Annotated in this window: 20 protein-coding genes and 1 tRNA gene; 6 read left to right on the top strand and 15 right to left on the bottom strand. The window is 65.0% G+C overall.

Features of this window, described 5'->3' with window-relative positions; all coding sequences use genetic code 11:
- Positions 1–30 precede the first annotated feature (30 nt).
- Entirely contained in the window at positions 31–330 is a 300-nt protein-coding gene (gene gatC / locus HV711_RS16445; RefSeq protein WP_035482022.1) for an Asp-tRNA(Asn)/Glu-tRNA(Gln) amidotransferase subunit GatC, read from the bottom strand.
- Between the two features lie 376 nt (positions 331–706).
- On the opposite strand from gatC, the gene HV711_RS16450 reads away from it, so the two are divergent.
- The 5 genes from HV711_RS16450 (at position 707) to rodA (ending at position 7,281) form a co-directional block, all read left to right on the top strand.
- Positions 707–1,750 (top strand): rod shape-determining protein, encoded by a 1,044-nt coding sequence (locus tag HV711_RS16450; protein WP_004189550.1) that lies wholly within the window; start codon positions 707–709, stop codon positions 1,748–1,750.
- A 151-nt stretch (positions 1,751–1,901) separates the two neighbouring features.
- Positions 1,902–3,020, top strand: coding sequence for a rod shape-determining protein MreC (mreC, locus tag HV711_RS16455; RefSeq protein WP_035482023.1), 1,119 nt, complete (start codon positions 1,902–1,904; stop codon positions 3,018–3,020).
- A complete protein-coding gene (mreD, locus tag HV711_RS16460) occupies positions 3,017–3,529 on the top strand; it encodes a rod shape-determining protein MreD (protein ID WP_013586823.1) in 513 nt (170 codons plus the stop codon). The genes mreC and mreD overlap by 4 nt, the downstream gene beginning before the upstream one ends.
- A 142-nt stretch (positions 3,530–3,671) precedes the next feature.
- Positions 3,672–6,122, top strand: a complete 2,451-nt coding sequence (gene mrdA, locus HV711_RS16465; RefSeq protein ID WP_035482025.1) for a penicillin-binding protein 2 — start codon at positions 3,672–3,674, stop codon at positions 6,120–6,122.
- Between the two features lie 10 nt (positions 6,123–6,132).
- A complete protein-coding gene (gene rodA / locus HV711_RS16470; RefSeq protein ID WP_013586821.1) occupies positions 6,133–7,281 on the top strand; it encodes a rod shape-determining protein RodA in 1,149 nt (382 codons plus the stop codon).
- Between the two features lie 67 nt (positions 7,282–7,348).
- Here rodA and HV711_RS16475 read toward each other — a convergent pair whose 3' ends face one another.
- The 14 genes from HV711_RS16475 to def form a co-directional block, all read right to left on the bottom strand.
- Positions 7,349–8,056: a tetratricopeptide repeat protein gene (locus HV711_RS16475; protein ID WP_035482027.1), complete on the bottom strand. Its 708-nt coding sequence runs from the start codon at positions 8,054–8,056 to the stop codon at positions 7,349–7,351.
- Entirely contained in the window at positions 8,053–8,835 is a 783-nt protein-coding gene (locus HV711_RS16480; RefSeq protein WP_013586819.1) for an HpcH/HpaI aldolase family protein, read from the bottom strand. The genes HV711_RS16475 and HV711_RS16480 overlap by 4 nt, the downstream gene beginning before the upstream one ends.
- Positions 8,836–9,059: 224 nt before the next feature.
- The gene (gene queD / locus HV711_RS16485) at positions 9,060–9,506 is read right to left on the bottom strand and encodes a 6-carboxytetrahydropterin synthase QueD (RefSeq protein ID WP_013586818.1); all 447 of its coding nucleotides are present in this window, start codon (positions 9,504–9,506) and stop codon (positions 9,060–9,062) included.
- Positions 9,507–9,512: 6 nt separating this feature from the next.
- The gene (gene queE, locus HV711_RS16490) at positions 9,513–10,145 is read right to left on the bottom strand and encodes a 7-carboxy-7-deazaguanine synthase (protein ID WP_013586817.1); all 633 of its coding nucleotides are present in this window, start codon (positions 10,143–10,145) and stop codon (positions 9,513–9,515) included.
- A 95-nt stretch (positions 10,146–10,240) separates the two neighbouring features.
- The gene (gene queC, locus HV711_RS16495; RefSeq protein ID WP_035482029.1) at positions 10,241–10,972 is read right to left on the bottom strand and encodes a 7-cyano-7-deazaguanine synthase QueC; all 732 of its coding nucleotides are present in this window, start codon (positions 10,970–10,972) and stop codon (positions 10,241–10,243) included.
- Positions 10,973–11,372: 400 nt separating this feature from the next.
- A tRNA-Phe gene (locus HV711_RS16500) sits at positions 11,373–11,448 on the bottom strand.
- Between the two features lie 96 nt (positions 11,449–11,544).
- Complete coding sequence (gene esaR / locus HV711_RS16505) at positions 11,545–12,234, bottom strand: response regulator transcription factor EsaR (protein WP_013586815.1); 690 nt, start codon at positions 12,232–12,234, stop codon at positions 11,545–11,547.
- Positions 12,235–14,649 carry a sensor histidine kinase gene (locus HV711_RS16510; RefSeq protein WP_013586814.1) on the bottom strand — a complete coding sequence of 805 codons (2,415 nt, stop codon included), beginning with the start codon at positions 14,647–14,649 and terminating at the stop codon, positions 12,235–12,237.
- On the bottom strand, positions 14,639–15,238 hold the full coding sequence (locus HV711_RS16515) for a DUF4390 domain-containing protein (protein ID WP_013586813.1): 600 nt from the start codon (positions 15,236–15,238) through the stop codon (positions 14,639–14,641). Before HV711_RS16515 ends, HV711_RS16510 begins: the two co-directional genes overlap by 11 nt.
- Positions 15,235–16,674, bottom strand: coding sequence for a 16S rRNA (cytosine(967)-C(5))-methyltransferase RsmB (gene rsmB, locus HV711_RS16520; RefSeq protein WP_028362083.1), 1,440 nt, complete (start codon positions 16,672–16,674; stop codon positions 15,235–15,237). Before rsmB ends, HV711_RS16515 begins: the two co-directional genes overlap by 4 nt.
- A gap of 177 nt (positions 16,675–16,851) precedes the next feature.
- Entirely contained in the window at positions 16,852–17,709 is an 858-nt protein-coding gene (htpX, locus tag HV711_RS16525; protein WP_013586811.1) for a zinc metalloprotease HtpX, read from the bottom strand.
- Positions 17,710–17,813: 104 nt separating this feature from the next.
- Positions 17,814–18,455 (bottom strand): LysE family translocator, encoded by a 642-nt coding sequence (locus tag HV711_RS16530; RefSeq protein ID WP_035482032.1) that lies wholly within the window; start codon positions 18,453–18,455, stop codon positions 17,814–17,816.
- A 113-nt stretch (positions 18,456–18,568) separates the two neighbouring features.
- On the bottom strand, positions 18,569–19,555 hold the full coding sequence (gene fmt / locus HV711_RS16535) for a methionyl-tRNA formyltransferase (RefSeq protein WP_028362085.1): 987 nt from the start codon (positions 19,553–19,555) through the stop codon (positions 18,569–18,571).
- Between the two features lie 37 nt (positions 19,556–19,592).
- Entirely contained in the window at positions 19,593–20,096 is a 504-nt protein-coding gene (def, locus tag HV711_RS16540; protein WP_013586808.1) for a peptide deformylase, read from the bottom strand.
- Positions 20,097–20,338: 242 nt separating this feature from the next.
- Between def and dprA the strand changes: the two genes are divergently transcribed.
- On the top strand, positions 20,339–21,685 hold the full coding sequence (gene dprA / locus HV711_RS16545; RefSeq protein ID WP_035482036.1) for a DNA-processing protein DprA: 1,347 nt from the start codon (positions 20,339–20,341) through the stop codon (positions 21,683–21,685).
- Positions 21,686–21,750 lie beyond the last annotated feature (65 nt).

Here is a 21,750-nt window from a genome sequence, read left to right on the forward strand (position 1 = left end):
GCCGGCCGGGCGGGGCTCGCCGCGCGCGTATTACTCGATCACCTTCGGCACGAGATACAGCCCGTCCTGCACGGCCGGCGCGTGGCGCTGGAAAGCTTCGCGGTCGATCGTTTCGGTCACCGCGTCGTCGCGCAGGCGCAGCGCGACGTCCTCGATCTGCTCGATCGGATGGGCAAGCGGCGCGATGCCCGTGGTGTCGACCGCCTGCATCTGCTCGACGAGGCCAAAAAACTCGTTGAGCTGGACAAGCGTGTGTTCGGCGTCGGCGTCGGCCAGTTCGAGCCGCGCGAGATGCGCGATGCGCTTAACATCGGTCAGGGTCAAAGCCATGCAGTCACCGGAAAAAGTGGCGGACCGCCGCAGCACAAAAAGAGCGCTGCAACAGCGAGTTACGACGTTGGAGGAAGACCTCGAAAAAGGGGCCAGCGGCGGCAAAAAGTGCCGTCCGTTTCCTTCAAAACAACCAAAATTATAAGGTATCATTACGCGTTCGACCCAAACCCGGACCGACTTACCAAGGCCATTCTGGACATTTCGTGAAGATGGTTCGGATATTTCTGGCCTGGCTTTGCACCGGCCTCCGGTAGACTCCCTCGCAGCTTCAAGTTCCTGTGGCGCCGCTTCGCCCGGTTGAAGCTGTTATTTTTTCCGCTGCCGCCCTGCGCAAACGTTGCGAGGCCCGGCCCCAAGCGAGACAGGATTTTGAATGTTCGGTTTTTTGCGCAGCTACTTCTCCAACGATCTGGCGATTGACCTCGGTACCGCCAACACGCTCATCTACATGCGTGGCAAGGGCATCGTTCTTGACGAACCGTCGGTCGTGTCCATCCGCCAGGAAGGCGGACCCAACGGCAAGAAGACCATCCAGGCAGTCGGCAAGGAAGCCAAGCAGATGCTCGGCAAGGTGCCAGGCAACATCGAGGCGATCCGCCCCATGAAAGACGGCGTGATCGCCGACTTCACGGTGACCGAGCAGATGATCAAGCAGTTCATCAAAACGGCTCACGAATCGCGCATGTTTTCGCCGTCGCCGCGCATCATCATTTGCGTGCCGTGCGGTTCGACCCAGGTCGAGCGCCGGGCCATCAAGGAAGCCGCACACGGCGCGGGCGCCTCGCAGGTGTATCTCATTGAAGAACCCATGGCCGCCGCAATCGGCGCGGGCCTGCCGGTGTCGGAAGCCACCGGCTCCATGGTGGTCGACATCGGCGGCGGCACGACGGAAGTCGGCGTGATCTCGCTCGGCGGCATCGTTTATAAGGGCTCCGTGCGCGTGGGCGGCGACAAGTTCGACGAAGCTATCGTCAACTACATCCGCCGCAACTACGGCATGCTGATCGGCGAGCAAACCGCCGAGGCCATCAAGAAGGAAATCGGCTCGGCCTTCCCGGGCTCGGAAGTGAAGGAAATGGAAGTGAAGGGCCGCAATCTGTCGGAAGGCATTCCGCGCAGCTTCACCATCTCCAGCAACGAAATTCTCGAAGCGCTCACCGACCCGCTGAACCAGATCGTCTCGTCGGTGAAGATCGCGCTCGAGCAAACGCCGCCGGAACTCGGCGCGGACATCGCCGAACGCGGCATGATGCTCACGGGCGGCGGCGCACTGCTGCGCGACCTGGACCGTTTGCTCGCGGAAGAGACGGGCCTGCCGGTGCTCGTCGCCGAAGACCCGCTCACGTGCGTCGTGCGCGGCTCCGGCATGGCGCTCGAGCGCATGGACAAGCTCGGCAGCATCTTCTCGTACGAGTAAGCGAGCGAGTTCGATGTCAGTAGCGCGGATCTGGCAAACGGCCCCATGCGGGCCGGTTTGCCATTGGTTCGGCCGCTCAGCGTCCGCACGCTGAACCGCGTTCTCAGCGCGCCGCCGCCTCACCCAACCGCTTACGCCCCCGGCGCCGACCATGGAATACAGTCCGCCGCCCCTGTTCAAGCAAGGCCCGTCCGCCCTCGCACGACTCGTGTTTTTCGTCGTGCTGGCGCTCGCCCTGCTGATCTCCGACGCACGCTTCAAGACGCTCGAAATCGTTCGCGGCGTGCTCGGCGCGGGTCTTTATCCGTTGCAGCGCGCGGCGCTCGTGCCGCGCGACGTTTTCATGGGCGCCGCCGACCTCGCGGTAACGAGCGCCACGCTGCGCAGCGACAACGAGAAGCTGCGCACCAAAAACCTCCAGCTTTCGCAGCAGGCCAATACGGCCGCCGAACTATCCGCCGAAAACGCGCATTTGCGCGCATTGCTGCAGCTGTCGCAGCGCGCGACCACGCAGTCGCTGCCCGCGGAAATCCAGTACGACACGCGCGATCCGTTCACGCAGAAGGTCGTGATCAACCGCGGCGCGCAGCAAGGCATTCAGAACGGCTCGCCGGTCGTCAATGAAGACGGCGTAATCGGCCAGGTGACCCGCGTGTTCCCGCTGCAGGCGGAAGTCACGCTGCTGACCGACAAGGACCAGGCCGTGCCGGTGCAGATCGTGCGCACCGGTTTGCGCAGCGTGATTTACGGCACCCCGAAGGGCGACACGCTCGACCTGCGCTTCGTGCCGATCAGCGCCGACGTGCAAACGGGCGACGAACTCGTCACGAGCGGCCTCGACGGCGTCTATCCGCCGGGTCTGCCCGTCGCCAAGGTGGTGCGGGTCGACAGGCAGGCGGACACCGCCTTTGCCCGCGTGATCTGCCTGCCCATCGCGCCGGTGCGCGGCGCGCGTCAGTTGCTGGTGCTGCACTACGTGAACGACGTGCCGCCGCGTCCTGTCGAGGAGCCTGAAGTGTCCGCGAAAGACGCGAAGGCGAAGAAAGGCGCAAAGTCAGCCGACAGCAAGGCCGCCGCGGACAAATCCGCGAAACCGGGCGAAAAACCGGCGGAAAAGCCGGCAGACAAGGCGGCGGGCCAAAGCACACAAACGGCACAAACGGCACAAACGGGTAAGGCAGGCGCCGCCGACCAGAAATCCGCGGCATCGGAAAAATCCGCCGCTGCTGAAAAAGCGAAGCCGCAAGCCGCGCCGGGGGCAAAACCATGAACCGTCCGCAATACATTCTGCAGCCGGTCAATCCGTACTTCATCGCGTTCAGCCTCGCCGCGGCGTTCCTGCTGAACCTGATGCCGTGGGGGCGCCTGATCGGCGTGCCGGACTTCGTCGCGCTCGTGCTGCTGTTCTGGAACGTCCATCAGCCGCGCAAGGTCGGAATGGGCATCGCGTTTCTGCTCGGCCTGCTGATGGACGTGCACAACGCAAGCCTGCTCGGCGAGCATGCGCTGGCGTACACGCTGCTGTCGTATGGCGCGATCACGATCCACCGCCGCGTGCTGTGGATGTCGCTCGGCGTGCAGACTTTCGCGGTCATGCCGCTTCTCGTCACCGCGCAACTGGTGCCGTTCGTGATCCGTCTGCTGACGGGCGCGGCGTTTCCTGGCTGGGGTTATCTGATCGACGGGTTCGTCGAGGCCGCACTGTGGCCGGTCGCGAGCGTGCTGCTGTTAATGCCGCAGCGCCGCCCCGCCGACCCCGACGATACGCGGCCCATTTAACGCGGCGCCACGCGCGCAGGCCGTTGCCATGAAACGCACCTCTTCCGCCCGCTCGACGCCCATGGTCGTTCATGCCTTCCGGCACGGCCCGGATCAGGCGCACACTCATGATGGCCGTCGTCCGGCCTTTTGCTGAAATAGCATGACCGAATTCAAGGACACCCAGCAACAGCTCTCGAAGTTCCGCCTGCGCGTCGCGGCGGCGGGTCTGTTCGTGTTCGTCTGCTTCGGGCTGATCGGCTTTCGTTTCCTGTTCCTGCAGGTGTGGCACTACAGCAAGTACTCGCTGCAGGCCGACGAAAACCGCATTTCCGTCGCGCCCATCGTGCCGAATCGCGGCATCATCACCGACCGTAACGGCGTCGTGCTGGCCAAGAACTACTCGGCGTACACGCTCGAAATCACGCCGTCCAAGCTCAACGCGCCGCTCGAAAGCGTGATCGACGATCTGGCCACGGTCGTCTCGATCGACGCCCGCGACCGCCGCCGCTTCAAGAAGCTGCAGGAAGATTCCAAGAACTTCGAAAGCCTGCCGATCCGCACGCGTCTCACCGACGACGAAGTTGCGCGCTTCACCGCCCAGCGCTTCCGTTTTCCCGGCGTCGAAGTGCGTGCGCGCCTGTTCCGCCAATACCCGCTCGGGCCGACGGCCGCGCACGTGATCGGCTATATCGGGCGGATTTCGCAGCGCGACCAGGAACGCATTGACGACGCGAGCGACCAGAACGACAGCGACCCGGAACACTACGATCCGCGCCTCGACGCAAACAACTATAAGGGCACCGACTACATCGGCAAGATCGGCGTCGAGCAGAGTTACGAGACGGAGCTGCACGGCCAGACCGGTTTCGAGGAAGTCGAAGTCACCGCCGGCGGCCGGCCCGTGCGCACGCTGTCCCGCACGCAGGCTACGCCCGGCAACAACCTCGTGCTGTCGCTGGACATCGGCTTGCAGCAGGTCGCCGAGCAGGCGTTCGCGGGCCGCCGCGGCGCGCTCGTCGCTATCGAGCCGTCCACCGGCGACGTGCTTGCGTTCGTTTCCGCGCCGAGCTTCGACCCGAACTCGTTCGTCGACGGTATCGATCAGCAGACGTGGGACGAGCTCAACAACTCGCCCGACCACCCGCTCCTGAACCGGCCGCTGCACGGCACCTACCCGCCGGGCTCGACCTACAAGCCGTTCATGGCGCTCGCCGCGCTGACGCTGCACAAGCGCACGCCGGGCTGGGGCTTCCAGGATCCTGGCTCGTACACCTTCGGCGGCCACACGTTCCGCAACGACGTGCGCTCCGGTCAGGGCTGGGTCGACATGAACCGCGCGATCGTGGTGTCGAACGACACATATTTCTACATGCTCGCGCACGACCTCGGCGTGAATAACATCGCGAACTTCATGAAGCCGTGGGGTTTCGGCCAGATCACCGGCATCGACATCGCGGGCGAGGCGCGCGGCATCCTGCCGTCCACGGAATGGAAGCGCAAGGCGTACCGCAAGCCTGAACAGCAGAAGTGGTACGAAGGCGAGACGATCAGCCTCGGCATCGGCCAAGGGTATAACTCCTTCACGATTCTGCAACTCGCGCACGCCACGGCCACGCTCGCGAACAACGGCGTCGTGATGAAACCGCACCTCGTGCGCGACATCGAGAACCCGATCACCAAAGACACGCGTCCGGTCGTGCGCGATCCGAGCGACAAGATCGCGGTCAAGCAGTCGGACATCGACATCATCAAGCACGCCATGGAAGGCGTCGTAACGAACGGCACGGCGTCGAAGGTGTTCATCGGCGCACCGTATCTGGCGGCGGGCAAGACCGGCACGGCGCAGGTGTATTCGCTGCAGGGCGCCAACTACAAGGGTCACGCGATCGCCGAACATTTGCGCGACCACGCGCTCTTCATCGCCTTCGCGCCGGCCGAGCAGCCGAAGATCGCGCTCGCGCTGATCGTCGAGAACGGCGGCTGGGGCGCAGAGGCCGCCGGCCCGATTGCGCGCAAGGTGCTCGACTACTACCTCGTCGGCAAGAACAAGCCGGGCGCCGCAGCGGCAGCCGTCGCGGCGGCGGCCTCCGCTACCGAGGACGCGTCCGCGCCCGAAGTCGGCACTGCGCCGGCGCCACAGGAAGCCGGGCAGCCGGTCAAGATCGCGGCGGGCTATACCGCGCTGCCGATGCCCGGTGCGGCTGCGGCTGCGGCTGCGGCTGCGGCGGCATCTGCCGCCTCCGCGGCGGACGGCGCGTCGGGGGGGCCGGCGGCGGCAGCTTCGGCGGCCGTCCCTGCGGTATCGAAACCGACTGCGCCCGCCGCAAACGCCGCATTACCGCGCAGCCGGTCCACATCGACGACAGGCGCGGCGGCAAGCGCCGCAGCACCCACGGCCGCCACCGCGCCAAACCCGCCCGCGCCGGCGTCGGCGGCAAGGAACGCGACCTCGCACAAATCGGGCGCCCCGCGTCAGCCGAGGCCCGCAAGCGAATCTGCACCCGCGGCTGCCGCGCGCCCCGCAGCGAATGCGGCCCGGACCTCATCGCGCGATAGCGGCACTGAGCCCGCGTCGCCACGCCAGCCGGTTTCCGGCGGCATCGACGAATAAGGAGAAAGGCATGCAATTCGACAAGCGCGCCTGGCTCGACCGCATCAAGCGGATGTTTGCGGGCTTCGACCGCCCGCTCGCACTGATTGTGTTTCTGCTGCTGTGCGTAGGCATCGTTACCTTGTACAGCGCGAGTCTGGACGTGCCGGGCCGCGTGGAAGACCAGTTGCGCAACATCATGCTGACGTTCGTGCTGATGTGGGCGCTCGCCAACGTGCCGCCCACCACGCTGATGCGCTTCGCGGTGCCGCTCTATACATTCGGGATCGCGTTACTGGTCGCGGTCGCGCTGTTCGGCCTCACGCGCAAGGGCGCGAAGCGCTGGATCAACGTGGGCGTGGTCATCCAGCCCTCGGAGATTCTGAAGATCGCGACCCCGCTGATGCTCGCCTGGTACTACCAGCGGCGCGAAGGCGTGATGCGCTGGTACGACTATCTGGTCGGACTGCTGATTCTTGCCGTGCCTGTTGGGCTGATCGCCAAGCAGCCCGACCTCGGCACAGCGGTACTGGTCTTCGCTGCCGGCTTTTTCGTGATTTATTTCGCGGGCCTGAGCTTCAAACTGATCGTGCCCGTGCTGATTGCGGGCGTGATCGCGGTGGCATCCATTGCGGCGTTCCAGGACAAGATCTGTCAGCCCGAAGTGCAATGGCCGCTCATGCACGACTATCAGAAGCACCGCATCTGCACGCTGCTCGACCCGACTTCCGATCCGCTCGGCAAAGGCTTCCACACCATTCAGGCCGTGATCGCCATCGGCTCGGGCGGCCCGCTCGGCAAAGGCTGGCTGAAGGGCACGCAGGCGCATCTGGAGTTCATCCCCGAAAAGCACACGGACTTCATTTTCGCCGTGTTCTCCGAGGAATTCGGGCTCGCGGGCGGCATCGTGCTGCTGACGCTTTATATGCTGCTCATCGCGCGCGGACTGTATATCGCGGCCAACGGCGCGACGCTCTTCGGGCGCCTGCTCGCCGGCTCGCTGACCATGGCGTTCTTCACCTACGCGTTCGTCAATATCGGGATGGTGAGCGGCATCCTGCCGGTGGTCGGCGTGCCGTTGCCGTTCATGAGCTACGGCGGCACCGCGCTCACGACGCTCGGCGTGGCAATCGGCCTCATCATGAGCGTCGCGCGTCAAAAGCGATTGATGCAGAGCTAGGCAAAGGAACATTGCCTGCGGCAACCCGCGAAAACAAGGGGCGCGTCGTGTGACGCGCCCCTTTCGCTTACTGCGGTTTCACTTCCTTGTGATCGCGCAACTGCGCACTCAGCTGCTGATACTTCAGGCGCGCCGCCGGATCGCCCTGCGCGGCGGCCGCAGCGTAATAAGCTCGCGCCACATTCAGATTCTTGTCCACGCCGTCGCCGCCACGCTCGTAGAAAGAGCCGGTCACGTACTGCGCGGTCATGTCGCCGCCTTCCGCGGCCTTTTTGTACCAGACGAACGCCTGCTTGTTGTCGCGATCGGTGCCGCGTCCGTCGAGGAACTGATTGGCGAGCGCGAGCTCCGCCTGCACGTGTCCCTGTTGCGCCGCCTTCAGAAACCAGCGGTGCGCCTCGACCGGATCGCGCCCGACAAACTCGCCATCGTCGTACATCTTGCCGTACACGTATTGCGCGTGCGACATGTTGGCGTCGGCGGCCTTGCGCAGCCATTTCTTGCCTTCGTCGACGTTGGTTGCGGTGCCTTCGCCATTGAGCAGCATCATCGCGTAATTGAACTGCGCGAGACGGCTGCCGCGCTCGGCGGCTTTGCGGAACTCGGCAAGCGCCGCGGTCAGGTTGCCGGCGTTGTAGTCGGCGACCGCGGTTTGCGTCTCGGGATCGTTCGGTTTGGCGATGCGCTCCTGCGCCTGCGCCTGCGCCGCCATACCCGTCGTCAACGCCGCCGCTAGCGCTACCCGCGCGACCACGCCTTGCATCAGCCACTTCATGCTCTCACCTCCTGCAACGCCTGGCGGGTTGCGCGCAACATCCACATGACGTCGGCGGCCAGAGCGATAAAACGAAAACCGGCGTCGCGATGCTGCCTTGCGCTCGCGGCGTCCATCGAAAAAATGCCGGCGGCAATGCCCGCCTTGTCCGCGGCGCTGACAATGCGTGCCATCGCCGCCTGCACGTCGGCGTGCTTCGAATCGCCGAGATGCCCGAGGCTCGCGGCGAGATCGGCGGGTCCGACAAACAGGCAATCGACGCCCGGCGTCGCCGCGATCTTTTCCACTTCATCCAGACCGCGCGCCGACTCTATCTGCACGATGGTGGCAATCTGCGCATTGGCCGTTTGCACATAGTCGCGCCGCATGCCGTATGCCGCGGCGCGCACGGCGCCCGCGACGCCGCGCAGACCGTTCACCGCCTCGGCGCTCGGATATTGCGTGAGCCGCACGGCGTGCGCGGCTTCTTCGGCGGACTCGATATTCGGAAACATCAGCGTGCGCGCGCCGGCATCCATCACACGCTTGACGAGCCACGGCTCGCGAGCCGGCAGACGCACCACAGGTTCGCTCGGCAGATGCGCGGCCGCAATGGCGCGTAATTGCGATGTGACGTCGCCGCTGTCATTGGGCGCATGTTCCATGTCGATCAGCAGCCAGTCGAAGCCGGCGTGCGCGAGTGCCTCTGCGGCGGCGTCGCTGCCGAGCGACAGCCATAGGCCGAACAGCGGATCCGCTTCTTTCAGACGTTGCTTGAGGGGATTCGTGAAGGTGCTCATGGCCGCGCTCCGTGACGTTGAACTGCGTCAGGATCCGGGAAGCGGGTCAGCGCGCCTTTCCAATAAGCGCGCCAACGAGCCGCGCCCGGACGTGGGCGGCCTTTCTGCCTGCTGCGGCGCAATGCGGTGACCGGCATGTCTCGCTCCGTGTGGTTATGGAGCGATCATACCGTGACAATAACGCGGCGGCTGGGTCGGTCTGCCCAGCGCAGCGCGCACGGACGTTAGTCGCGGACCACGTCGGCCCAGCAGTTCGGCGTCTCGTACAGGCGCACCTTATGGAGCCGCAGGTTCACGCCGTAGTGCGCGTCATAGACGTTCGCGAGGACCTCGAACGCGACGGCCGCGAGATTTTCCACCGTCGGAATGCGGTCGAGCACGACCGTCTTGTGCCCGGCCATGGTGTCGAGAAAGCCGCGCACCTGCGAGTCGCCTTCGTAGACGAGGAACGCGTGGTCCCATTTGTCGACGAGATGCTCGACAGCGAGCGACTTCACGTCGGCGAAGTCCATCACCATGCCGCGATCGGGCGCGCCTTCGGTGTCGACGAGATCGCCTTGCAGCGTGATTTCGAGCACATAGCGATGGCCGTGCAGATTGCGGCACTGGCTACGGTGATCGGGAATGCGGTGACCCGCGTCGAATTCGAGTTTTCGTGTAATCGTCAGCACGGCAAATCAGGGAATGTTCAGATACTTGTGGGTCTGCATCGACAGGCGCCATTGCGGATGGCGTTTGCACCAGTCGATGGCGAGCCTGGTGTTGATGTCGCGCGACGGACCGTCCATGGGCTGGACGAGGAAATACTCGAAGTCGAGCTTCGCGTAATCGGACAGACGCTGGTTGTCCTGCGGAATCACGACCTTCAGCTCGTTGCCTTTAGTCACGACGAGCGGCGCGTCGGCCTTCGGGCTCACGCAAATCCAGTCGATTGTCTCGAGCACCGGCAACGAGCCGTTGGTTTCAATGGCGATTTCAAAGCCCGCTGCGTGCAGCGCGTCGACGAGCGGCGCGTCGATCTGCAACATCGGCTCGCCGCCCGTGCACACGACAAAGCGCTGGCCCTCGCCTTCCGGCCATTGCGACGCGATCATCTGCACGAGCTCTTCGGGGGTGCGGTACTTCCCGCCGTTTTCACCATCGGTGCCGACGAAATCCGTGTCGCAGAAGCGGCATACGGCCTCGGCGCGATCTTCCTCACGGCCCGACCACAGATTGCAGCCGGCAAAGCGGCAAAACACGGCGGGGCGCCCGGCATTCGCGCCCTCGCCTTGCAACGTGTAGAAGATTTCCTTGACCGCGTACGTCATGCTTACCGCCCTGTGCCTTGTCCTTGTACTCGCGTACCTTGTCGAGCTTGTGTACCTACGAATGATTGCCGAAGCCGCGCCGTTGCGCGGGTTGCTCACACCGGCTCGGTTACCCTCTCGCCCGCGAGCCAAGCCTCGTAGCCACGCTTGCGCAAGCGGCAGGCCGGACATTCGCCGCAGCCGAAGCCCCATGCGTGCAACTCCGCGCGCTCGCCGACATAGCAGGTATGCGTTTCCACGCGCACCAGTTCCACCAGTTCATCGCCGCCCAGCTCGTGTGCGAGGCGCCACGTGTCCGCCTTGTCGAGCCACATGAGCGGAGTTTCGAGCACGAAGCGCGAGTCCATGCCCAGATTCAGCGCGACCTGCAGCGCCTTCATGGTGTCGTCGCGGCAATCGGGATAGCCCGAGAAGTCCGTTTCACACATTCCGCCGACGAGCACCTGCAAACCGCGCCGATAAGCGATGGCCGCAGCAATCGTCATGAACATCAGGTTGCGGCCCGGCACGAAGGTGTTCGGCAAACCGTTGGCCGTGGCCTCGATCTCGATTTCGCGCGTCATGGCGGTTTCGCTGATCGCGCCGAGCACGGACAGATCGACCATGTGATCGTCGCCGAGGCGCTCACCCCACGCCGGGAACGTGCGCGCCACCGCGTTGCGGAAGCCCTCGCGGCACTCCAGTTCGACGCGATGCCGCTGACCATAATCGAAGCCGAGCGTCTCGACCGTCTCATAGCGTTCAAGCGCCCATGCGAGGCACGTGGCGGAATCCTGGCCGCCGGAAAACAGCACCAGAGCGCTACGTTTAGCGTCTTTGCGGATCACCGTGAAACTCCGTGAATGATGAGTGCCGCGTCGCGCTGCGCGAGGTGCACCATGCAAGCAACGCGGCGCGACGCGAGCCGGCACTGCTGCCGGCCCAAAGCAGTATAGGCCGCGCCTCTGGCTGCAAAGCTGCTGGGCCCTTATACCGTTGATCGTCGGGCGAGGGGTTTCGTGCGGATCGCAGACTGACCGCTCGCCCATGAACGCCTCATGAACCCATTCGGCGGGCGCCGCACTCTCATGCAAGTCCTTGAACTGGCGCGATTTTATCACGCGACGCCGAAGCTCGCCGGGCGCGCCCGGCGCAGGATCGGCCACCGAACCAACAACCGCCGAACCAACAAACCTCACCGCAAAAGGAAAAGCCCCAGGAATCTTGCGATTTCCTGGGGCTGAATCCTGGTGGCCTGGGACGGAATCGAACCATCGACACGCGGATTTTCAATCCGCTGCTCTACCAACTGAGCTACCGGGCCAACGAAGAACGAAATAATATCAAAGGGTCATCTACTGGGCAAGCCCCTTCTCCAAAAAATCTGCACACGCGATGCTCGCCCGCCGCGCCGCCGCGCTCACTCACCTTTGTTCTTGCCGAGATCCACGCCGAGCTGCTTGAGCTTGCGATACAAATGCGTGCGCTCCAGTCCCGTCTTTTCCGCGACCCGCGTCATGCTGCCGTTCTCGCGCGCGAGGTGATACTCGAAGTACGCGCGCTCGAATGCGTCGCGGGCATCGCGCAGCGGAATGTCGAACGAGATGGATGCCGTTTGCGCCGCGAGCACGCCGCTGCCGTGGCCGTCGGCGGACAGCATGGGCAACGCCGCCGCGGAAGCGACCGTCGACGAATTCATCGGCATGGCGGATTTCGCGGCCGCACCGCCCGGCGCCACGGCCGCGGTGCCGCGCGCGAGACCCTGCTCGACGGCCTTCAGCAGCTTCTGCAACGCGATCGGTTTTTCCAGAAAGTTAAGCGCGCCGATCTTGGTTGCTTCGACTGCCGTGTCGATGGTCGCGTGACCGGACATCATGATGACCGGCATGGTGAGCTGCCCTTGCGCGGCCCATTCCTTGAGCAACGTGACGCCGTCGGTATCGGGCATCCAGATGTCGAGCAGCACCAGGTCCGGCGCCTGACGCAAACGGAACTCGCGCGCCTGCTGCGCGTTTTCCGCTGCCTCCACGACATGCCCCTCGTCGCTCAGGATCTCCGAGAGCAATTCCCGGATGCCCATTTCATCATCTACCACCAGGATGGTTGCCATTTACGCTGCCTTTGTCTGCACTGTTGCTTTTGTCTTTCCCTGCGACGTGCCGCCATGCGCAGGACGCGGTCCCGCTTCGGGAGCCGCGGCGTCGTCTGCCAGTTGAAGGAAGAGAATCGAAATCTGCGCGCCTTCGATGACATCGCCCGCTTTCATGCGATTGCGAATGTCGATGCGCGCGCCGTGTTCGTCGACGATCTTCTTGACCATCGCAAGACCCAGGCCCGTGCCTTTGGCCTTCGTCGTCACGTAGGGCTCGAATGCGCGCGTGAGAATGCGCGTGGGGAAACCCGGACCGTTATCCGACACTGTCAGACGTACCGCGACGCGCGCCTTGCCTTCCGCGTCGGGGTCTCCGTATTCTACTGTCCTCGTCTCGAGCAGCACACGCGGGCGCTCGACCTCGGCCACCGCGTCCTGCGCATTCTGCAGCAGGTTGTGGATCACCTGCCGCAATTGCGTCGCATCGCCGCGAATGGCGGGCAGTTCCGAGAGCTCGACCTGAATCGCGCCTTTGCCTTCTTCGATGCCGTAAAGCGTCAGCACTTCGCTCACCAGATCGTTCAATTGCAGGTGCGCAAGCACGGCCGGCGGCGTGCGCGCGTAGTCGCGGAAATTGTCGACCATCTGCTTCATCGCGGCGACCTGATTGACGATCGTGGTCGCGCCGCGCTTGAGCACGTCCGCATCCGACGGCGCGAGCTTGTCGGCCAGCTTCATCTGCAGGCGCTCGGCGGAAAGCTGAATCGGCGTGAGCGGATTCTTGATCTCGTGCGCGAGCCGCCGCGCGACCTCGCCCCACGCGATGGAGCGCTGCGCGGAGATCACGTCGGAGATGTCGTCGAACACGACCACGTAGCCGGATGTCTGCAGGTCCTGCGCGTCGGGATCGGTGGCGGACACGAGGCGCGCGCCACGCACGAGCAGCGTGAGCGGCTCGGATTCGCCCGCCACCTGAATCGAAAACTGCTGCTGCCAATGCCCGCCGTCGTCATGAGCGTCGCCGCTGGCCGCTTCGCGGTCCGCAAACGCCTTGCGCACCATGCCGCCGAATTCGCTCAGCACGCCGATCTTTTCGAGCGCCGAGCCGAGCACCTCCTGGAACTGCTGACGGAAGATGCGCTCGGCGCCGCGATTCGCGGTGGTGAGCCGGAACTGGCGATCGAACACGAACACGCCCGCCGTCAGGTTCGCAAGAATGCTCTCCAGATAGGCCTTCGAATGCTCGAGCGCGATGCGGTTGTTTTCGACCGCCGCGCGCGCCTCGGAGAGTTGCCGCGTCATCGCATTGAACGACTGCGTGAGAAAGCCCAGTTCGTCGCGCGATTTGATCTCGCGCTTCGGCGTGTAATCGCCCTCGGTGATTTCCTTCGTGCCCTGCGCGAGCAGAAACAGCGGCCGCGCGAGCTGATTGCCGAGCGCAAGCGCGAGCATCATCGCGATAAAGGTGGCGAGAAAGAGCGCGAGCGTCAGGGTGCCGATGTACATCTTGCGCAAACCGGTACGCCCGAGCGCTTTCTCCTGATACTCGCGATAGGCGCGCTGCACGGCGTCGGCATTACGCGCGAGCGACTGCGACACCGGCTGCGTCAGTTGCAAAAAACGCTCCGTGGGTTGCAGAAGCGCCGCGTTCGAATCGGGAATGCGCTGCACGACGCGCAGGCGCAGCGCGCCCTTGCTGCCGTGCGCGTGCGGATCGCCGTCCACTTCGCCTTCAATCGCCGCATAGCCGCGCCCTCGCGCCTGGTCGATCATCAGCTGGGTGGGCAGGTCGCTCGGCACGAGCGTCGCGAAATTGCCCGACGCCTGCGCGACCACGTGCATGTCGGGCGTGGCGCCGGACATGCTGCGCGTGGGCTCGACGATGGTCGCGTCCTGCACGCCGAACTGGTCGCGCAGACGCAGCAGCGTGAGCGTCGTGCCGGCGGCGTCCGCGCTCGCGAGCTGCTCCGACATGAGCCGCGCCTTCGTTTGCAGATCGGACAGCGACGCGTCCAGCATGCCGCGGCCGAGATTGAGGCCGGAGGTGAGCGCGGTTTCCACGTTCACGTCGAACCACGATTCGATACTGCGCGACACGAACTGATACGAGACCACATAAATGATGCCGCCCGGCACCACCCCGACGAGCGCCATGAAAAACGCCAGCTTCGCGAGCAGCCGTGTGCCGAACTTGCCCTTGCGCAATCGCGCAATGATGATGACGACGAGCGTCGCCACCACCAGCAGGAAGATCATCGCGACGACGAGATTCGCGGCATAGAGCCACTGGTAATAGCGGTCGAAGAATTCGGTGTTCGCGCTTGCCGCCGCGAGCAGCACGAGCAGCAGCACGGCCGTCACCGCGACCGTGGACACCAGCACGCGCACGACGATGCTGCTGACGCTGGTGGCGGAGCGCACTTTATTTAGCACGTTCGGTCACCGTAAAAGTAAAGCGCTTCCATTCGGAAGCGAGGTTCCAGTCGCGATTGTTCACCGCGTCGATCTGGAACGGCTTGGGCATCAACGCGATGTCGAGCTGCATGCGCACCGAGGCGGTGTACGTTTCGCCGACATGCACGTCGTTGCGATCGATCACGTGCCAAGAGGACACATGCTTGATGACCGCGAGCGCGTCCTTGAGCGTGGAGAAGCCGAGCTGCAACCCGCCGGACGACACACTCGACACCCGATATTCGCGCGTGAGCGGCTGAAACGACAGCCGCAGGCTTTGCGACACGTTGACCGGCTGCTCGTCGAACCAGTACCAGCGCGGCCGGCTCAGTTCGAAATCTGTCGTGAAGTACAGCGGAATGCCTTTATTGACCGCATCTTCGAGATTGCTGTTCAACTCAAAGTCGAAACGCGCGTCGAGGCTCCAACCGGTGTTGTCGGCCTGCAGCGAAGCGCGCTGCACGGCGATCGAGTCGGCGTGCGCCGCGCCCGGCAGCGCAAGCCAGACGGCCAGCGCGACCCAAAGCACGGCGGCGAGCCGAAGCGGGAAGAAGCGTTTGATGGTCACCGTTTCTGAAAGCGCGCGTAGAAAAATCCGTCGTGGTCTGAGTTCGTGCCGGCGCTGGGCTCAGCGAATTCTCCGGCATGAGAACCGGCCGATGGGTCGGCGGGCGCGCGGGCGACTGAGGGTAAAAGTTGCCCCGGCGCGTCCAATCGTACCGCATCCTGGTGCTTGTTTCCAAACCACTGCGCCTGCAACTCGCCTTCTTCGGGAAAGATCGAGCACGTAACGTAGAGCAATTCGCCGCCAGGTTTCACAAGCGGCCAGAGCGCGTCGAGAATGCGCCGCTGTTCCTCGACGAGCGCGGGGATATCGGATGCACGGCGCAACCAGCGAATGTCCGGATGACGCCGGACGATGCCCGACGCCGAGCACGGCACGTCGGCGAGAATGCGGTCGAACGGCTGGTCGATGTCGTCGTGCCATTTGGACGGCGCACCGGCGTCGCCAATCCGCACCTCGGCTTCCAGTTTCAGCCGCTGCAGGTTTTCGCCGATGCGCCGCGCGCGCGACACGTCGCTTTCGAGCGCCACCAGCTGCAGGTTCGCGAGTTCCAGCAGATGCCCGGTCTTGCCGCCCGGCGCCGCACACGCGTCGAGCACGCGCATGCCGTCACGCACGCCGAGCAGCTGCGCGGCGAGTTGCGCGCCGGCGTCCTGCACCGAGACCACGCCCTCGTTGAAACCGGGAATACGATCGACCGGCATCGGCGTCGCGAGCTTCACCGCGTATTCGCCGACTTTGCTCGCCGCAATGTGATGCTGCTCGAGGACGTGCAGATACGCCTCGACCGTCGAATGACGCGCGTTCACGCGCAGCGTGAGCGGACCTTGCGTGTTGCCGGCCGCGAGCACGTCTTGCCATGCGTCGGGCCATGCGCGTCTCACTGCATCGATCCACCATGTCGGGTAGTTCCAATGCGCGACTTCGTCGGCTTGCGCTTCTGTCAGCAGCACATCCCTCTCGCGTAGGAAGTTGCGCAGCACGGCGTTGACGAGCCCCTTCGCAAACGAGAATTCGCGGCGCGCCGAAATTGCCCTGACCGCCTGGTCGACCACCGTGAACGGCGTGTAGGCGGCGCTCGCTTCGTCGTCGATCAACAGGGCGAGCGCGCAGGCCAGCACATGGCCCACGTGCGGCGGCGGTGCCTTCTTGACGAGCCTCGCGATCAGCCACTCGGCCGTGCCGAAACGCCGCATCGTGCGATACGCGATGTCCTGCACCGCGCCGCGCGCGGCAGCGGCACTGCCCTCGGGCGCGGACACGAACACGGATTGCAGCGCGGCCGGCAACGCCGCGCCCAGACGCACGGCGCCGACGGCCTGCGCGGCGCAGTCAAGCGCAAAGCCGAGCGACTCCGGCGCGAGATGCAACACGGACAAGCGGGATTCGCGCGGACGCGCCGGCGAGGAAGCAGAACGCGAAGAAGACTTTGGGATCATGGGAAGGCAAAGGCAGACCGCGCGGTAGGCACGGCACAATGGACACACATTGTAGCGTGGCGCGGCGCGCGGGCCGCCGGCAGGCCTGGGCAGCCGGTGCAGGCCGGTTTCGGCAAACAAAAAGGCGAGTCCGAAGACCCGCCTTGACCCGACGCTTAGGCAGCCGCGCGCCTGCGCTTATTCGAAGCGCCCGGTGCGCGCCATTTCCATCAAACGCGCGATGCGTTCTTCCGTCGCCGGGTGCGTTGAAAACAGATTGGCGATGCCGCCGCCCGACAGCGGGTTCATGATCATCATCTGCGCGGTGGCGGGATGCTGTTCCGCCGCGGGGAACGGAATACCGCTCGCATAGCGATGAATCTTGTCGAGCGCCGAGGCGAGCGCCTGCGGGTCGCCGGAAATCTGCGCGCCGCCGCGATCCGCCTCGAATTCGCGCGCGCGCGAAATCGCCATCTGGATGAGCGCGCCGGCGATCGGCGCGAGCAGCGCAACGGCAATGCCCGCAATCGGATTCGCCGGCCGCCCGTTTTCGTCGCGGCCGCCGAAGAACATCGCGAAGTTCGCGAGCGCGGAAATCGCCCCGGCCATGGTGGCCGATATCGTCGAAATCAGAATGTCGCGATGCTTCACGTGCGCGAGTTCGTGCGCCATGACGCCGCGCATTTCGCGCTCGGACAGCACGCGCAAAATGCCGGTGGTCGCGGCAACCGCCGCATGCTCCGGATTGCGGCCGGTGGCAAAGGCGTTCGGCGCGTCTTCGTTGATCAGATACACGCGCGGCATCGGCAAGCCGGCCCGCGTGGACAGCTCACGCACCATGCGATAGAACTGCGGCGCGCTGGTTTCGTCGACTTCCTGCGCGTTGTACATGCGCAAGACCATTTTGTCCGAGAACCAGTACGAGAAAAAATTCATCCCGAGCGCAATGACGAGCGCGATCGTCATGCCGCGCGAGCCGCCTATCACTCCGCCGATCACGATGAAAAGGGCCGTGATCGCGGCCATCAACATCGCGGTTTTGACCCAATTGAACATGTCTGCCACTCCTTGCCCTAACGCGGGGTTTATCTCTGTGCCGCATCATCGCGGCGCCCGATTGTAAGCGAAATGTTAGATATGGGCGCGCACGGAAAATTCAATCATCTTGATGCGGTGGCGAGCTTGATCCCCAAGCCGACAAAGGCGCTGCCGACGCCGCGGTCGAGCCACTTCTTCACCGAGGGCTTGCCGGAGAAGCGCTGCGTCACACTGCCGGCGATCCACGCGACGAAGCTGTTCCAGATCATGCTCATCACCACGAACACCGCGCCGAGCGTGAGAAAGGCGAGCGCCTTCTGCTCCGTGCCCGCGGCCACGAACTGCGGGAAAAACGACACGAAGAAGAGCACGACCTTCGGGTTCAGCACATTGGTCCAGAAGCCTTGCAAGAAAAGCTGACGCAGCGACTTGGGCGCGCCGGCCGCGCGTGCTTCGCCGCGGGCTTCGTCGGCGGCAGGCTTCGCGAAAATGAGGCGCACGCCCAGATAAATCAGATAGATCGCGCCCACGAACTTGATGACCGTGAATGCCGTGGCCGACGCCGCGAGCAGCGCCGTCAGGCCAAACGCGCAAGCCAGTGAGTGCACGCAGCAGCCCGCCGAAATGCCGAGCGCGGACATGAGCCCGGCGCCGCGGCCCTGCGCGACGCTACGCCCGACGATATAAGCCGTATCCGGCCCGGGCGTGACATTCAGCAGGAAAACGGCAACGACGAAAAACTCGAAATGGGTGATGCCGAACATGGGAATCCTCGAAAAACTGGCTGCGCAACGAGAATTCTAACGCGCGGCGCGCGCCCGGCGGGGGCCGCTCGCCATCGGCCGAACGGACGATGGCGGAGCGCCGCCGCCCCGTGTTAATTTGCCGCCGGAAGTTGGAAACGCTGCCCCGGCGCGAGCGCAAAGCCGGCCAGGAATTCGCGCACCGGCAGACGTTTGCCGCCGGGTTTTTGCAGTTGCGTGAGACGCAGCGCGCCTTCGCCGCAGGCCACGAGCACACCTTCGGGAGAAACGCTGATGAGCGTGCCGGGCGCCGCGGTGCTTTTCACGACTTCCGCGGAAGCGGCCCAGATCTTGATCGCCGTGCCGTCCTCAAGGGTCGCCACGCCGCCCGGAAACGGGTCGAATGCGCGCACCTGACGCGCCAGCGCCGCGGCCGGGCGGCGCCAGTCGAGCGCGGCTTCGTGCTTGCCGATTTTCTCGGCGTAGGTCACGCCGTCGGCGGGTTGCGGTGTAGCGCTCAGCTTGCCGCTGCGTTCCAGCTCGGCGAGTGCCTCGACGATCAGCCTTGCGCCGTCTTGCGCCAAGCGGTCGTGCAAGCTGGCGGTGGTGTCGTCGGCGGAAATGGGCGTGCGCGTTTCGGAGATCATGGCGCCCGTGTCGAGGCCGGCGTCCATCTGCATGAGGGTAATGCCGGTTTCGGCGTCGCCTGCCTCGATCGCGCGGTGAATCGGCGCCGCGCCGCGCCAGCGCGGCAACAGCGACGCGTGAATGTTGATGCAGCCGAACGGCGCGATATCGAGCACTTCCTGCGGCAGGATAAGGCCGTAAGCGGCCACCACCATCACGTCGTGCGGCGTGGCGCGCAACTGCTCGATGGCAGCCGCGGCCTCGCCCGGATACTTGCCCGCGCGGCGCAGCGACGGCGGCTGCGCGACAGCGAGCCCGTGCTCCACGGCGTAGCGCTTCACGGGGCTCGCCTGCAACTTCATGCCGCGCCCCGCCGGCCGGTCGGGCTGCGTGAGCACGAGCGGCACAGGAAAACCGGCACCGTGGATGGCGGCCAGCGCAGCCGAGGCGAATTCCGGCGTACCGGCGAAGACAACGCGCAACGAATGACTCATGAGCGGGAGAGGCGGCGGGTATCGGAACAGGCGCGCATCACATTGCGTGGGCGAGCTTCTTCATCTTGCTCTTGATGCGCGTCTGCTTGAGCGGCGACAGATATTCGACGAACACGCGGCCCATCAGGTGATCCATCTCGTGCTGAATGCACACGGCGAGCAAGCCCTCGCAGTCCAGCTCGAACGTTTCGCCCTTCTCGTTCAGCGCGCGCACGCGCACTTTCTCCGCGCGCTCCACATTGTCGTAAATGCCGGGCACCGAGAGACAGCCCTCTTCCGACAGCTTTTTCTCGTCGCTCGACCAGATGATTTCCGGGTTGATGAAAGCGAGCAGCTGATCGTGCGCGTCCGATACGTCGATCACGATCACGCGCTCGTGCACGTCGACCTGGGTGGCCGCGAGGCCGACGCCCGGCGCCGCGTACATGGTCTCCGCCATATCCGCGACGAGGCGGCGGATACGGTCGTTGACCTCTTCAACCGGCTTCGCAACCTTGTGCAGCCGTTTGTCCGGGTAATTGAGGATGTTCAGTAAGGCCATGATTTCGAGTGTGATTTTCGGCGCCGCTGACCGCGGGAAGGCTCGCGTTGGCCATTCGGCCAGGTTGTGGGCCCGTCGCAATACGCACACGATAGATGCTGTCGAACCGGTTCGATTCAACGCGCCCCGCGCGCAGACGACGAGCCCGCGCGGGTGGGCGCGGCGCTACCGTTATTTCGGATGATGAAAATTTTAGCATGGCGCCCGCCTGCCCGCTGGCCCTGCAGGAGGATCGACCCGCAATGCACACCTTGCCTTCAACGGAATTGGAACTTGCCGCGTGGCTGCGGCTCTCTCTCGCGCCGGGACTCAAACCCGCGGCGCTGCGCCTCTTGCTGAGCGCCTTCGGCCTCCCCGCGGCGATTTTGCAGCAGGAGCATGAAACGCTCGCCGCGATTGCTGGCGAGGCCGCGGCGCGCGCGGCGCTGGCTCCCACCGGCCCTGAATTCGACGCCCAGCTCGACGCGGTGATCGCCTGGCGGGAACTGCCCGGCAATCAGATCGTGACGCTCGACGACCCGGCTTACCCGCCCGCGCTCCTGACCATGCCCGACCCGCCGCCGCTGCTATATATAAAGGGGCGGCTCGAGCTGCTGCACAGGCGTGCGGTCGCGCTGGTAGGCAGCCGCAGCGCGACGCCGCAAGGTCTGGAAGATGCGGAGCGCTTCGCGCGCACGATTTCCACGGCAGGCGTGACCGTCGTGTCGGGACTCGCGCAAGGAATCGACGGCGCGGCGCATCGCGGCGGACTCGACGGTATCGGCAGTACGGTCGCGGTAATCGGCACGGGCGCGGATCTCGTCTATCCGTCCGCGCATCACGCGCTCGCAAGGCAGATTGCCGCGCAAGGCGCCATTCTGTCGGAATGGCCGCTCGGCACGCCGGCGCGCGCCGCCAACTTCCCGCAGCGCAACCGGCTGATCGCCGGGCTGGTCAGCGGCGTGCTGATTGTCGAGGCGGCCATGCGCTCGGGCTCGCTCATCACCGCGCGGCTCGCCAACGAGATGGGCCGCGACATCTTTGCGTTACCCGGCTCGATCCACGCGCCGCTGTCGCGCGGGTGTCATCGAATGATCAAGCAGGGGGCAAAGCTCGTCGAGACGCCTGACGAGGTGCTGGAGGAACTCGGGTTTGCGAAAGCAGCGCCGATTTCCGCGCCTGCGTCGCCTCCCGGGGCGGGCATTCGTGGGCAAAGGGGCGGGACTGGCGCGTTAGCCGATGCGGTGTTCTCCACGCCCGACGATGCGTCTCACAAGGTGTCTGACAGCGCGTCAAACAGAGAGCCTGACAGCGCATCGGCACGCTCGGCGGCCAGCGCCGACAAATACGCTGACACGGCTACTTACGCGTCGGCGGAATCCCGCCCGGCAGCCACCAGAACGCACGGCTCACACGCGCCCGCCCCGTCCGACCCCGACGCGCAGCGCCTCCTGGCCGCGCTCGGCCACGCGCCCACCAGCCTTGAAATTCTTGCAACGCGCACCGAGATGGACTACGCGATCCTGCAGACGACGCTATTGCAGCTCGAACTGGCCGGCCACATCAGCGCCCTGCCCGGCGGCCGCTATACGCGGGCGAGCCACAGCTAAGGCGCGAGGGCGGCTCGAGCGCGGCTCGGCGCTCCCGGCTCGACCACTGTCGCAGACCGGCCATG

Source organism: Paraburkholderia phenoliruptrix (genome assembly GCF_902859825.1).
Taxonomy (GTDB): domain Bacteria; phylum Pseudomonadota; class Gammaproteobacteria; order Burkholderiales; family Burkholderiaceae; genus Paraburkholderia; species Paraburkholderia phenoliruptrix.

What these genes read in the sequence shown, in the direction of transcription:
- HV711_RS16475 (WP_035482027.1), bottom strand. Translation starts at nt 8,056, where the DNA reads ATGAAGTGGCTGATGCAAGGCGTGGTCGCGCGGGTAGCGCTAGCGGCG.
- mrdA (WP_035482025.1), top strand. Translation starts at nt 3,672, where the DNA reads ATGACCGAATTCAAGGACACCCAGCAACAGCTCTCGAAGTTCCGCCTG.
- queE (WP_013586817.1), bottom strand. Translation starts at nt 10,145, where the DNA reads ATGACGTACGCGGTCAAGGAAATCTTCTACACGTTGCAAGGCGAGGGC.
- mreC (WP_035482023.1), top strand. Translation starts at nt 1,902, where the DNA reads ATGGAATACAGTCCGCCGCCCCTGTTCAAGCAAGGCCCGTCCGCCCTC.
- fmt (WP_028362085.1), bottom strand. Translation starts at nt 19,555, where the DNA reads ATGAGTCATTCGTTGCGCGTTGTCTTCGCCGGTACGCCGGAATTCGCC.
- rsmB (WP_028362083.1), bottom strand. Translation starts at nt 16,674, where the DNA reads ATGATCCCAAAGTCTTCTTCGCGTTCTGCTTCCTCGCCGGCGCGTCCG.
- esaR (WP_013586815.1), bottom strand. Translation starts at nt 12,234, where the DNA reads ATGGCAACCATCCTGGTGGTAGATGATGAAATGGGCATCCGGGAATTG.
- HV711_RS16480 (WP_013586819.1), bottom strand. Translation starts at nt 8,835, where the DNA reads ATGAGCACCTTCACGAATCCCCTCAAGCAACGTCTGAAAGAAGCGGAT.
- HV711_RS16530 (WP_035482032.1), bottom strand. Translation starts at nt 18,455, where the DNA reads ATGTTCGGCATCACCCATTTCGAGTTTTTCGTCGTTGCCGTTTTCCTG.
- rodA (WP_013586821.1), top strand. Translation starts at nt 6,133, where the DNA reads ATGCAATTCGACAAGCGCGCCTGGCTCGACCGCATCAAGCGGATGTTT.
- def (WP_013586808.1), bottom strand. Translation starts at nt 20,096, where the DNA reads ATGGCCTTACTGAACATCCTCAATTACCCGGACAAACGGCTGCACAAG.
- htpX (WP_013586811.1), bottom strand. Translation starts at nt 17,709, where the DNA reads ATGTTCAATTGGGTCAAAACCGCGATGTTGATGGCCGCGATCACGGCC.
- dprA (WP_035482036.1), top strand. Translation starts at nt 20,339, where the DNA reads ATGCACACCTTGCCTTCAACGGAATTGGAACTTGCCGCGTGGCTGCGG.
- mreD (WP_013586823.1), top strand. Translation starts at nt 3,017, where the DNA reads ATGAACCGTCCGCAATACATTCTGCAGCCGGTCAATCCGTACTTCATC.
- gatC (WP_035482022.1), bottom strand. Translation starts at nt 330, where the DNA reads ATGGCTTTGACCCTGACCGATGTTAAGCGCATCGCGCATCTCGCGCGG.
- HV711_RS16450 (WP_004189550.1), top strand. Translation starts at nt 707, where the DNA reads ATGTTCGGTTTTTTGCGCAGCTACTTCTCCAACGATCTGGCGATTGAC.